At 56.3% G+C, this 12,632-nt stretch carries 12 protein-coding genes; 4 read left to right on the top strand and 8 right to left on the bottom strand.

Annotation, left to right across the window (positions count from 1 at the left end):
* Positions 1–274 precede the first annotated feature (274 nt).
* The gene (gene cycA / locus KGA69_RS03985; RefSeq protein WP_015368603.1) at positions 275–1,678 is read left to right on the top strand and encodes a D-serine/D-alanine/glycine transporter; all 1,404 of its coding nucleotides are present in this window, start codon (positions 275–277) and stop codon (positions 1,676–1,678) included.
* Between the two features lie 64 nt (positions 1,679–1,742).
* On the opposite strand, the gene ytfE is transcribed toward cycA, so the two are convergent.
* The 4 genes from ytfE to KGA69_RS03965 form a co-directional block, all read right to left on the bottom strand.
* Positions 1,743–2,408 (bottom strand): iron-sulfur cluster repair protein YtfE, encoded by a 666-nt coding sequence (gene ytfE, locus KGA69_RS03980; RefSeq protein WP_045396903.1) that lies wholly within the window; start codon positions 2,406–2,408, stop codon positions 1,743–1,745.
* 82 nt (positions 2,409–2,490) lie between these two features.
* Positions 2,491–3,465, bottom strand: coding sequence for a DMT family transporter (locus KGA69_RS03975; protein WP_047046393.1), 975 nt, complete (start codon positions 3,463–3,465; stop codon positions 2,491–2,493).
* Between the two features lie 76 nt (positions 3,466–3,541).
* Positions 3,542–4,366 carry an AraC family transcriptional regulator gene (locus KGA69_RS03970; protein ID WP_032709687.1) on the bottom strand — a complete coding sequence of 275 codons (825 nt, stop codon included), beginning with the start codon at positions 4,364–4,366 and terminating at the stop codon, positions 3,542–3,544.
* 80 nt (positions 4,367–4,446) lie between these two features.
* Positions 4,447–5,295: an SDR family oxidoreductase gene (locus KGA69_RS03965; RefSeq protein ID WP_032709690.1), complete on the bottom strand. Its 849-nt coding sequence runs from the start codon at positions 5,293–5,295 to the stop codon at positions 4,447–4,449.
* Between the two features lie 89 nt (positions 5,296–5,384).
* Here KGA69_RS03965 and KGA69_RS03960 point away from each other — a divergent pair, with 89 nt between their 5' ends.
* Positions 5,385–5,756 carry a winged helix-turn-helix transcriptional regulator gene (locus KGA69_RS03960; protein ID WP_015704186.1) on the top strand — a complete coding sequence of 124 codons (372 nt, stop codon included), beginning with the start codon at positions 5,385–5,387 and terminating at the stop codon, positions 5,754–5,756.
* Positions 5,757–6,374: 618 nt separating this feature from the next.
* Here KGA69_RS03960 and KGA69_RS03955 read toward each other — a convergent pair.
* A complete protein-coding gene (locus KGA69_RS03955) occupies positions 6,375–8,318 on the bottom strand; it encodes a bifunctional 2',3'-cyclic-nucleotide 2'-phosphodiesterase/3'-nucleotidase (RefSeq protein WP_213292852.1) in 1,944 nt (647 codons plus the stop codon).
* A gap of 191 nt (positions 8,319–8,509) precedes the next feature.
* On the opposite strand from KGA69_RS03955, the gene cysQ reads away from it, so the two are divergent.
* Positions 8,510–9,253 carry a 3'(2'),5'-bisphosphate nucleotidase CysQ gene (gene cysQ / locus KGA69_RS03950; RefSeq protein WP_015704189.1) on the top strand — a complete coding sequence of 248 codons (744 nt, stop codon included), beginning with the start codon at positions 8,510–8,512 and terminating at the stop codon, positions 9,251–9,253.
* On the opposite strand, the gene KGA69_RS03945 is transcribed toward cysQ, so the two are convergent.
* The gene (locus KGA69_RS03945; RefSeq protein WP_045396912.1) at positions 9,243–9,800 is read right to left on the bottom strand and encodes a YtfJ family protein; all 558 of its coding nucleotides are present in this window, start codon (positions 9,798–9,800) and stop codon (positions 9,243–9,245) included. The genes cysQ and KGA69_RS03945 overlap by 11 nt on opposite strands.
* A gap of 319 nt (positions 9,801–10,119) precedes the next feature.
* Between KGA69_RS03945 and KGA69_RS03940 the strand changes: the two genes are divergently transcribed.
* Positions 10,120–10,326, top strand: a complete 207-nt coding sequence (locus tag KGA69_RS03940) for a DUF1107 domain-containing protein (protein WP_015368594.1) — start codon at positions 10,120–10,122, stop codon at positions 10,324–10,326.
* A gap of 63 nt (positions 10,327–10,389) precedes the next feature.
* On the opposite strand, the gene KGA69_RS03935 is transcribed toward KGA69_RS03940, so the two are convergent.
* Both KGA69_RS03935 and msrA read right to left on the bottom strand, forming a co-directional pair.
* Complete coding sequence (locus tag KGA69_RS03935; RefSeq protein WP_045411099.1) at positions 10,390–11,742, bottom strand: polyamine export protein PaeA; 1,353 nt, start codon at positions 11,740–11,742, stop codon at positions 10,390–10,392.
* A 181-nt stretch (positions 11,743–11,923) separates the two neighbouring features.
* Positions 11,924–12,562 carry a peptide-methionine (S)-S-oxide reductase MsrA gene (gene msrA / locus KGA69_RS03930; RefSeq protein WP_047065991.1) on the bottom strand — a complete coding sequence of 213 codons (639 nt, stop codon included), beginning with the start codon at positions 12,560–12,562 and terminating at the stop codon, positions 11,924–11,926.
* Between the last annotated feature and the right edge of the window lie 70 nt (positions 12,563–12,632).

The raw sequence follows: 12,632 nt of genomic DNA, 5'->3' as shown, positions 1-12,632 counted from the left end.
GAGCCAATAAAAACAGTGTAAAATCCTTAAGTTATAAATTTATTGGAATTTTGTATTGCATATAAGTTCGTTGAGTGTATTTTTGTGAGCTGTTTCGCGTTACATTGGTGATATAACACTCACTTTAAACATAAAATTAACATTATATCTAAATCATAGTATTCATCCCTCCGATTCTTACCTAATATCGATAAACCCTCTTGCCAGGGTTGCGACAAATGACAGGCCAACAGAGCCTGAACAACACAGACAGGTACAACAGGAAGAAAATCACATGGTAGATCAGGTCAAAGTCGTTGCCGACGAGCAGGAGACGACTGAACAATCGCTACGGCGAAATCTCACTAACCGGCATATTCAGCTTATTGCTATCGGCGGGGCGATCGGCACCGGGCTGTTTATGGGGTCTGGCAAGACCATCAGTCTCGCCGGGCCATCCATTATTTTTGTTTATATGATCATCGGTTTTATGCTGTTCTTCGTCATGCGTGCGATGGGCGAATTACTGCTGTCGAACCTCGAATATAAATCATTCAGTGACTTCGCCTCCGACCTGTTAGGGCCGTGGGCGGGGTATTTTACCGGCTGGACCTACTGGTTCTGCTGGGTGGTCACCGGGATGGCGGACGTTGTCGCCATCACCGCCTACGCGCAGTTCTGGTTCCCCGGACTTTCTGACTGGGTCGCTTCGTTAGCGGTTATCCTGCTGCTGCTGGGCCTGAACCTCGCAACCGTGAAGATGTTTGGCGAAATGGAGTTCTGGTTCGCGATGATCAAAATCGTCGCCATTGTGGCGCTGATTGTGGTCGGCCTGGTGATGGTGATGATGCACTTTAAATCGCCGACCGGCGTCGAAGCCTCATTCGCGCATCTGTGGAATGACGGCGGCTGGTTCCCGAAAGGCCTCAGCGGTTTCTTTGCCGGCTTCCAGATAGCGGTATTCGCCTTCGTGGGTATTGAGCTGGTTGGTACCACCGCGGCGGAAACCAAGGATCCGGAAAAATCGCTGCCGCGGGCGATTAACTCCATCCCGCTACGTATCATTATGTTCTACGTCTTCGCGCTGATTGTGATTATGTCGGTGACGCCGTGGAGCTCTGTCGTGCCGAGCAAGAGTCCGTTCGTTGAGCTGTTTGTACTGGTCGGCCTGCCGGCTGCCGCCAGCCTGATCAACTTCGTGGTACTGACTTCCGCCGCCTCTTCCGCTAACAGCGGAGTGTTCTCCACTAGCCGTATGCTATTCGGTCTGGCGCAGGAAGGTCAGGCGCCGAAAATGTTCGCCAAGCTGTCGAAGCGCGCGGTGCCGGCGAAGGGCTTAACCTTCTCCTGCATGTGTCTGCTGGGCGGCGTGGTAATGCTGATGGTCAACCCGAGCGTGATTGCCGCCTTCACCATGATCACCACGGTGTCGGCGATTCTGTTCATGTTCGTCTGGACTATTATCCTCTGCTCTTATCTGGTCTATCGTAAAAAGCGTCCGCAGCTGCACGAGAAGTCCATCTATAAGATGCCGCTGGGTAAAGTGATGTGCTGGGTGTGCATGGCTTTCTTCGTCTTCGTACTGGTGCTGTTGACGCTGGAAGATGATACCCGCGAAGCGCTGATGGTCACCCCGTTGTGGTTTGTTCTGCTGGGCGCGGGCTGGCTGTTTGCCGGTAAAAAACGTCTGGCGAAATAAAAAAGGCCACCCGGAGTGGCCAATAAACTGACAATGTCGAGAGGGCGCCTGCGGGCGCCTTTTTTTATGATTTTCCGGCGAGGGCACGCGGGAACAGCACGTTATTTTCCAGACTGATGTGCTCCATCAGGTCGTCAATCATCTCGTTAATGCCGTTGTACATCGCTTTCCAGGTAGTGCAGGCTTCCGGCGGCGGCGTCACGTTATGGGTGATGTGCTTGATCACTTCCAGCAGTTCGCCCGCTTCGTCATGCTCGCTTTCCATTACGCTGATAGGACCACCGGCCTGAGCGCCCATGCCCTGCTTGATCATCGGGAACAGGATCTGCTCCTCTTTCATCATGTGGCTGGAGAGTTCCTGGTGCAGCATGGTCAGATATTTGGTTAGCCCTTTTGGTACGTTCGGTTTATCGGCGTGGACGCGTTCAACCTTGGTTGCCTGCAGGATCAATTCCGGCAGCTGTTCGCGGTGGCGATCATGATAGCGAACGATGATGTGGTCGATGATGTCGGCGAACGGCGCGGCGCGCCAGTCGCGCTCGACTGGCTGCTCGGCCAGTTTCGCCAGCTCGGCTTCAATCGCCGCAACATCCAGCGCTTTGCGCGTCGCCGCGCGCTCCAGGGTTTGTTTGCCGCCGCAGCAGTAATCCATATCGTATTGACGGAACAGCGCGGAGGCGCGCGGGATGCTCAGCGCCAGCTCGCCCAAAGGTTGGTCACGGAAAGCCATAGCAATTACCTCGTCATCAAAAATATAAGATGCATATTAAATGCATCTTATATCGATGGGAATACCCCTTTGGGATACCAGGCTATTTTTTTGGCTCAACGCGCAGTTCCTGCAGGACCGGTTTCTCCGGGCGGGCGCGAACCGCCGACACCACGCCGAGCACCAGCAGCAGGATACCGCTGAGCGTCAGCAGCGGCGGCAGGCTCTGGCGGAGCAGGAAGGTGTACAGCAAACCGGCCAGCGTCTCGAAGACGATCAGCGGCCCGAGGATCACCGTCGGCAGACGCTGGCTGGCAATATTCCAGCACAGTGCGCCGACCCATGAACAGAGTACGGCGATCGCCAGCATCAGGACGATGAACACCGCCGGGCGCGGGCCGAAGGGGAGCGGGAAGTCGATATGCTGGTTCTGCAGCCACCCACAGGCGGCGATATAACCGACCAGCGAGACCGGAAGGGTGACCAACGCCTGCGCGGTAGCCCACATCATTGGCGGCTTATCCGGGTTTTCACGCAGCCAGCGAGCGTTGCGCAGGGCATACCACGCCCAGCAGACGACGGAGATCAGCGCGAGAAGAATGCCCGAACCATAGCGCCACGGGCTGAAATCAGGAAGCCCGTGCTGCAGCTCCGCTACGTTGACGCATACCAGCCCCAGCGCAATACAGATTAGCGCCGGAAATAGCCGCCGCCACGGCAGCTTGCCATCGCGCTGGCTATAAAGCAGGTTGGCGCACACCGGCAGTACCACCGGCAGGGTGCCGATAATCATCGTCGATACCGGCGCGCCGGTGCGCTGAATGGCGCTGGCCAGACAGAAGTAATAGATCAGGTTCCCCATCATGGTCAGCGCCAGCGCGGTCCACCAGTCCTTACCCTTCAGCTGGCGTAGACGCGCGCGGCCGAGCCACGCCAGCGGCAGGGCGATAAGTCCCAGCGCCAGATAGCGCCCCATCGACTGCAGCACCGCCGGGTATTCCGGCACCAGCAACGGGCCGACGAAAATCAGCCCCCACATTAACCCCGCCAGCAGGGCATACAACACGCCGCTAATCATGATGACATCCATCTTCAGTTTGCTTGCGCCAAGTGTAGAAGGGCGTGGGGGAAAGAATATTGTATGAGATTGCGCTTTAGCGCCCGGCGACCTGCTTTTGATAACGCACCGGCGTAATGCCGTAGCGGCGGGTGAAGGCGCGGGTTAAGTGCGATTGGTCGGTTAACCCGGCGGCGATGGCCACTTCGGCGGCGGGCATGCCGTGGGTCAAAAACGCCTTGGCGCGCCACAGGCGAATCGCCATCAGCATCTGGTGCGGAGTAACGTGAAAGTGGGCTTTAAACTGGCGCTGGAAGTGATAGGGGCTGAGCGCCGCGACCTGCGCCAGTTCATCAAGACTGACGGCACGCATATAGTTATCGTGCAGGTAGTCGCGTACCCGATCGAAGCGATGCGCCGCTTCCGGCGCCATTGGCGAATGGTGAGCCAGCGGGCGGAAGGTATCAACCAGGTCGAGCAGTATCCCCTGCTGCGCCAGCGGATCGTCTGCGTGCCACAGGCCGTAAATCAGTTGGCCGATTTGCCGGGCGCGCTGCGGCTCCTGGCGCACGACCTCGCTGAACCACCAGTGGCGAACGCCGGTGAAGGCTTCCAGCCGATCCGGCTCCAGATAAATCATCCGGTAGCGCCAGCCTTCGGCGGTTTCCGCCTCGCCGGTATGGAGCTCATCCGGATTCATGGTGACGATGGAATTGGCTGAGGCGACGTGCTGACTACCGCGATAGCGAAAGCGTTCGGCGCCTTGTTCAATCACGCCGATGCCGAAGGCTTCGTGGGTATGCGGTTCAAAGGCATAGCGGGAAATATGGGCGTGATAGAGCTCAACGCCGGGGAGTTGTTCGAGATGGCGAAAGCGCGCGTGGTCTTTTTCATCGCTAAATTGTGGTGGTACGCCCTGCATGCCGTGTCTCCCGACGATTCATCCCTTCAATATTAGAGATGAAGCGCCGGGAAGCAACCGCAAAAACTGACAGGGAGCGATTAGATGATGCCTTTTACGCTATCGGCAAGCGACGTGGTCGGGCGGCCAATCAGTTTGCTCAGGGTGCGGCTGTCGTCAAATAGTCCGCCTTTCGACGCGCCGGTATCGGAATCCGCCAGCATATCGGCAAGCCCGGCCGGTAGGCCGACGTTTTTCAGCGCGGCGGCGAAATCGGCTTCGCTGAGGTTTTGATAAACCACATTTTTCCCGCTTTGCTTGCTCAGCTCGGCTGCCAGTTCGCTCAGGGTCCAGGCGTTATCTCCCGCCAGTTCGTAAACTTTCCCGGCATGGCCCTCACCGGCGATAACGTGAGCGGCGGCGGCGGCATAATCGGCACGGGTGGCGGAGGCGATTTTACCTTCGCCGGCGGCGCCGATAAACACGCCGTGTTCCAGCGCTGGCGGCGCGCTGGCCAAATAGTTTTCGGTATACCAGCCGTTGCGCAGCAGCGCGTAAGGAATACCGGAATCGGCCAGCATTTGTTCGGTTTCGATATGTTCACCGGCCAGGCCCAGCGGTGAGGTATCGGCATGCAGCAGGCTGGTATAGGCGATAAATTTCACCCCAGCGGCTTTGGCGGCGTTAATGACGTTACGGTGCTGAACGGCGCGCTGACCGACTTCGCTTGAAGAGATTAATAACAGTTTATCAACCCCTTGCAGCGCGGCGGTAAGCGCGGCTTCATCGCCGTACTCGGCCTGGCGCACGACGACGCCCTGCTGGCTGAGCGCTTGCGCCTTTGCCGGGTTGCGGACAATCGCCACAATCTGGCTGGCGGGGACGGTTTTTAACAGATCATGCAGTACGTGCTGGCCAAGCTGGCCGGTAGCGCCGGTAATCGCGATCATAGGTCTTCTCCTTCGTGTTCATTGGCAGTTGTGGTAAGCTAACACCTTAACTAACTTTTAGTAAGTACGTACAAAAAGGTAAGTATAAAATGGCCGAACCGACGCTGAGCGACAAACTGCGCAACGGGAATCTGTTTGCTGAACAGTGCCCGTCGCGTGATGTGCTAAAACACGTGACCAGCCGCTGGGGCGTGTTGATTCTGGTGGCGCTACGCGAGGGGACCCACCGCTTTAGCGATCTGCGGCGCAAAATGGGCGGCGTCAGTGAAAAGATGCTGGCGCAGTCCTTACAGGCGCTGGAACAGGATGGCTTTATCGACCGCGTTTCGTATCCGGTGGTGCCGCCGCATGTTGAATATAGTCTGACGCCGCTCGGCCTGCAGGTGAGCGAGAAGGTGGCGGCGCTGGCGGACTGGATCGAGCTGAATCTCCCCGCGGTGCTGGCTAACCACGGGGAGTGAAAATGTATCCCGGGCTACCAGCCAGCTTCGCTTTGTAGCCCCGGTAAGCGCAGCGTCACCGGGGAGCTGTACCCGGATAGCGGCTGGCGCCTTATCCGGGCTACCAGTCAGCTCCGCTTTGTAGCCCTGATAAGCACAGCGCCACCGGGGTACCCGGTGTTATCGGTTTGCAACTGTTTTGGTCCGGGAAAAACCGTTGTTTTGTATTCATTCAGAGCACATTGCGCTCCCGAACTGTCTCCTGCGATATGTTTCTCATGGCGCGGGTAGCGCACAGAGGGCGGCCAGTCGCCGCCGCCCTCTGTACTCCCGGGCTCTGGCCGCCAAAATCGCCACTTCGTGGTGCCTTCGACTTATCCCGGCAGGCTCCGGGTCGGGCCGAGGCAGCGTCCCTGCAAATCACGGCCCTCAGCCCGCATCCATGCGGGCTGCCCCGGCCTTCCGGGAACGTCTCAGCGATTTTGAGGCCACCAACACCGGCAGTTTCAGCCTGCATGGTGAATAAATTAACGGCAGGCCGTACGGGCTATACCCGGATAGCGGCTTACGCCTTATCCGGGCTACCAGCCAGCTCCGCTTTGTAGCCCCGGTAAGCGCAGCGCCACCGGGGAGCAGGTATTACTGACTCAAATCCAGCTGATAAATAGCGAAGCCGATATCATCGGTCGCTACCTGCCGCATCGGATACTGCGCTTTCTCTTTGATAAACGCCGCGGCTTTGTCGCCTGGCGAGGTCTCAAAGCGAATATCCAACGGCGTTTTGCTGTGAATCGGCGCCAGACGCCAGTTGTTATCCGCCGCCGGATGGATCGCGCCATCTTTCTTCGACTGCGCGCCAATCCACGCCGCCAGCACCGAACGGTTTTCGTCCGGGGAGGCAAAAGCGATATGGCTGTCGCCGGTACCGGCGAATTTGCCGCCGTAGGCGCGATAGTTATTGGTGGCGACCAGGAAGGTGGCCTGCGGATCGATAGGCTTACCGTTAAAGGTCAGGTCTTTGATGCGCTCTGACTGCGGGTGAATCATCTGGCACTCGCCGTCGTAGCGCGCCGGTTGACTCACGTCGATCTGATAGTTTACGCCGTCAATCACGTCGAAGTTATAGGTGCGGAACCCGTCCCAGTTAATCAGCGACTGTGGTTTGCTGCTGGCGGTGTCAATCTGATTAAACTGCCCGGCGGAGCATTCGAGCCACTCCTTGACCTCTTTACCGCTTACCTTCATCACCACCAGCGTGTTCGGGTAGAGATAGAGGTCGGCGGCGTTACGGAAGGTGAGCTGGCCTTTTTCCACTTCGACAAAGCTTGCCGGATCGTTTTTACGTCCGCCGACTTTAAACGGCGCGGCGGCGGAAAGCACCGGCAACTTCGCCAGATCCGGATCGCCCTGGATGTAGTGTTCGACATAGGCCTTTTGAGCCATGTTGACCACCTGCACCGTTGGGTCGTCCTGCACCAGCGCCAGGTAGCTGTACATGTTGTCGGCGGACTTGCCGATAGGTTTGCTGACGAATTCGCGAGTAGCGTCGTGATCGGCTTTCAGCACCGCCACCATTTTACTATCTTCCGCCGCCAGCGACTTTTTCGCCACCGGGTCGTAAATAGGCCGCGCTTCGGCTTTGGCCTGCGTCACTTGCCATTTACCGCTGTCGTTATTCAGCACCAAATCGACCACCCCGAGATGATCGCCCCACATTCCCGGCATCACCGCCGGAATACCGTTTAGCGTACCTTTGGCGATATCCGCGCCTTTAATAGTGGCGAAGTCTTTACCGGGGAACACCGCGTGGGCGTGGCCGAACATAATGGCGTCAACGCCGGGTACCTGGCTTAAGTAGTAGACCGAGTTTTCCGCCATCGCCTGATAGGGGTCGGCGGAGAGGCCGGAATGCGCAACCACGACCACCACATCAGCGCCTTTCGCGCGCATCTCCGGCACGTACTTACGCGCGGTTTCAGTGATGTCGTTGACCTTCACCTTGCCGTTGAGGTTGGCTTTATCCCAGGTCATGATCTGCGGCGGCACAAAACCGATATAGCCGATGCGCAGGGTATGGGATTGACCATCGCTATCCTGAACCTGGGTATCCTGAATCAGGTAGGGCGTAAACATCGGTTTGCCGGTTTTGAGATCGATAATGTTGGCGTTAACGTAGGGGAATTTCGCCCCGGCAAGCGCCTTGTGCAGGAAGTCGAGACCGTAGTTGAATTCATGGTTGCCCAGGTTGCCGACGGCGTAATTCAGGGTGTTCATCGCCTTATAAACCGGGTGCACATCCCCCTCTTTGAGTCCTTTTGCCGCCATATAGTCGCCCAGTGGGCTACCCTGAATAACATCGCCGTTATCCACCAGCACGCTGTTTTTCGCTTCCGCGCGGGCTTTTTCAATCAGGTTGGCGGTTCTGACCAGGCCGAATTTTTCCGTCGCGGCATCTTTGTAGTAATCGAAATCCATCATATTGCTGTGCAGATCGGTGGTTTCCATGATCCGCAGGTCGACCGTCGCCGCGTTGACGCTGGCCGCCACCAGCGTGGCCAGCAGCGTTGCGCTAAACTTAATCATCAGAGGCGTCCTTTTTTATGAGCAATGGCACAAAAGAAAATGTATTTACATTCTGTTGCTTACAGAATTGTGAATTCTGCCAGAAAAGCGTGAATGGAAACCGCTAGTGTTATCACAGATAGCGGAACTGGTGATGATGCGATATAAATAAAACAACGAGTTAACGCCACTGTAACCAGAAGAGGTGGAGAATGTTAGAACAAGTATGTCAGCTTGCACGGACCGCGGGCGATGCCATCATGGATGTCTACGATGGGAACCAGCCGATGGATGTGAGCAGCAAAAAGGATGATTCTCCCGTTACCGCGGCGGATATCGCCGCGCATAAAGTCATTGTCAGCGGCCTGCAGGCGCTGGATGCAGCAATCCCCATCCTGTCGGAAGAAGATCCGCCGGCGTGGGAAGTGCGGCAGCACTGGCAGCGCTACTGGCTGGTGGACCCGCTGGACGGCACCAAAGAATTTATCAAGCGCAACGGCGAATTCACCGTCAATATCGCGCTGATTGAAAACGGCAAACCAACGCTGGGCGTGGTGTACGCGCCGGTGATGAAAGTGATGTACAGCGCGCAAAATGGCAAGGCGTGGAAAGAAGAGTGCGGCGTGCGCAAGCAGATTCAGGTTCGCGATGCTCGCCCGCCGCTGGTGGTGATTAGCCGCTCCCACGGTAATGACCCGGAACTGCAGGAGTATCTGGAGCAACTGGGCGAGCACCAGACCACCTCAATCGGTTCGTCGCTGAAGTTCTGCCTGGTGGCGGAAGGCCAGGCGCAGCTCTATCCGCGCTTCGGGCCGACCAGCACCTGGGACACCGCCGCCGGTCATGCGGTCGCGGTAGCCGCCGGGGCGCACGTTCACGACTGGCAGGGTAAAACCCTCGACTATACGCCGCGTGAATCCTTCCTCAACCCCGGCTTCCGCGTCTCTATTTATTAAGCAACTTATGCAGCAGGTCGACGACCTGCTGTACCTCTTGCTGGGTCAGCGCGCCGTCTTTTGCCCACTGAACGCGTCCGTCTTTGTCTAACACCACAATCGCCGAACTGCCTTCATCGAGCTGCCAGGCTTTGCGTGCGAGACCGTTGCTGTCGACGATAAACTGCGACCACGGATAGAGCTGTTTATTGCTCTCAATGCTGCTGCGCACGAACATCCCGGAACCGGGGATCGCGTCATCGGTATTGACGATGGTGGTGGTCTGGTAGCGGTCGTGCGGCAGGCCAGCCGCCTTAATCGCTTCAATCAGATTGGCATTTTTCTCTTTTGCCGAGGTGCGCCCGGCAATATGCTGGATGACGCGCACTTTTCCCGCCAGCTGCGAGCTATTCCAGTTTTTGTAGCTAAACTTATCGTTACTCAGTACCAGTTCTCCGCGGTCGGCGATGCCTACCGGCGCGACGCGTTGACCGTCGACAAAATTATGTGCCGAAGCCATTAACGGCAACAGGAGGGCGGAAACCGCCAGCAACTTACGTAGGGTCATGAGATATCCTTTTTTATATGCAGGTGATCCGACCACTTGGTCTTGTTTAATGATAAGTGCGAATTGTCGCCATTACCCGCAAGCGTGATGCCAGTTTGCGTGCCAACGCACACATTCAATAAAAAACGGAAACTTATACTAACAACTACGTATGCCTGAAACGAAAATTCTGAATTATTGTCATCAAAGGGTAAAAAAACTTCTACAGACTGGGTGACTTCGGAAATCTGGACTATAGTTTTAGGGCATTAAAATTTGCGCTCCCGATACGCGGGCTAACTGTGGCACCGCAGGAGCGTAACCCTGGCAGGAGACAACAATGAAAATTTTCCAACGCTACAATCCGCTGCAAGTGGCGAAGTACGTGAAGATCCTGTTTCGTGGACGGTTGTACATCAAGGACGTTGGCGCTTTTGAATTTGATAAGGGCAAAATCCTTATCCCGAAGGTTAAGGACAAGCTGCACTTCTCAGTGATGTCCGAGGTCAATCGTCAGGTTATGCGTCTGCAAACAGAGACCGCATAACGTGGTATGACGGCACGAAAAAAAACGGCTCCCGATGGGAGCCGTTGATGTTTTCAGGGCCGCTTACGCCGCACCTTTCTCTTTTTTTGCCGCGTCTTCGACATCAGGCAGTTTCGGTACCAGCACCGTTGGTTTGTTATCGATACGGGTGACCAGCAGCTGGTCGATACGGTAGTTATCGATATCCACCACTTCAAACTTGTAGCCGGAGAACTTCACCGCATCGGTGCGTTTCGGGATCTTGCGCAGCATAAACATCATAAAGCCGCCGATAGTCTCGTAATTATCGGACTGCGGGAACTCATCGATATCGAGCACGCGCATTACGTCATCGATTGGCGTACCGCCGTCAATCAGCCATGAGTTCTCATCGCGGGCGACAATTTGTTCTTCCAGCCCCTGGCCGACCAGGTCGCCCATCAGGGTGGTCATGACGTCGTTGAGGGTGATGATCCCTACCACCAGCGCGTATTCGTTCATGATCACCGCGAAGTCTTCGCCGGCGGTTTTAAAGCTTTCCAGCGCTTCAGAGAGCGTCAGGGTATCCGGCACGATCAGCGTATTGCGGATCTGCACGCCGCCGGTTAACACCAGGCTCTGGTTTGCCAGCACGCGGTTCAGCAGGTCTTTGGAATCGACGTAGCCGATGATGTGATCGATATCTTCGTTACACACCAGGAACTTGGAGTGCGGATGCTCCGCCACTTTATTCTTCAGGCTCTGCTCGTCTTCGTGCAGATCGAACCAGATCACGTTTTCGCGCGGCGTCATTGAAGAGGGAACGGTACGGGATTCCAGCTCAAAGACGTTTTCAATTAATTCGTGTTCTTGTTTACGCAGCACCCCGGCCAGCGCTCCGGCCTCCACCACCGCGTAGATATCATCGGAGGTGATGTCGTCTTTACGCACCATCGGGATTTTAAACAGACGGAAGATGTTGTTCGCCATGCCGTTAAACAGCCACACCAGCGGGCGGAAGACCAGTAAACAGAAGCGCATCGGGTTGATGATGCGCAAAGCCACGGCTTCTGGCGCAATCATACCGATGCGTTTCGGCGTCAGGTCAGCAAACAGGATGAATAAGCTGGTGACCAGGGTGAAGGAGAAAATAAAGCTCAGCTGCTCGGAAAGCTCCGGCGACATGTAGCGGCTCAGCACGCTGTGGAAAGCAGGGGAAAAGGCGGCGTCGCCGACGATACCACCCAGAATGGCCACGGCGTTGAGGCCGATCTGCACGACGGTGAAGAAGGTGCCAGGGTTTTCCTGCATTTTGAGAACGCGCTGCGCGTTCACATTGCCTTCATCAGCCAGCAATTTGAGTTTGATTTTACGCGATGCGGCCAGTGAGATTTCAGAGATCGAAAAAAACGCACTGACGGCAATAAGGAAAAGTATTACTAAAATACTGTTTAACATATCTTTTCTGACCGTTGAGGCCAGATCCTCGGAAGGGAAGTGGATAACTCTTTTAATGTGGAATACATAAAAAACCGGTCCGAAGGCGCTGGACCGGCTATGACACAGCGTAGTATAGCGTAAATGTCTGTAAAGCCACCAGAGCGATAATTATTCTCGCCAGCGGCCTTATTCTTCAGGATTACGCCTGCGGGGGGAGGCAAACGCCAATCCCGCCGATACCGCAGTAGCCGTACGGGTTTTTGTGCAGGTACTGCTGATGATCGTCCTCGGCGTAGTAGAACGGTTTTGCCGTGGCGATCTCGGTGGTGATCTCGCGGGTATCGTTGGCCTCGTGCATCGCCTTCTGGAAGCGCGCCAGGCTGGCCTGCGCCGCTTCAAGCTGCTCCGGCGTCAGCGGGTAGATAGCCGAACGGTACTGCGTGCCGTGGTCGTTACCCTGCTGCATCCCTTGCGCCGGATCGTGATTCTCCCAGAAAACCTGCAGCAGCTGCTCATAGCTGATGACCTGCGGGTCATATACCACGCGCACCGCTTCCGCGTGCCCGGTCTCGCCGCTGCACACTTCACGATAGGTCGGGTTTGGCGTGTAACCGCCGGTATAGCCCGCCGCGGTGCTGTAGACCCCCGGCAATTGCCAGAACAGACGCTCGACGCCCCAGAAGCAGCCCATCGCGAACAGCGCTACCTCCATTCCTTCAGGAACGTTGGTCATTGAGTGGCCGTTAACGGCGTGGAGCGTTGCTACCGGCATCGGCGTGTTGCGCCCCGGCAGCGCATCCGCCTGGGCGACAAGATGCGTTTTATCAAATAGACTCACGGTTGGCCTCGCAATTTGTGGTTAAGGTTGTAACGTCACGTATCTTTTTAGACAATAAACACGCTCAATA

This window comes from Klebsiella sp. A52, from assembly GCF_018388785.1.
GTDB classification, from domain to species: domain Bacteria; phylum Pseudomonadota; class Gammaproteobacteria; order Enterobacterales; family Enterobacteriaceae; genus Klebsiella; species Klebsiella aerogenes.
This window is presented reverse-complemented; position numbering and strand designations above follow the sequence as displayed.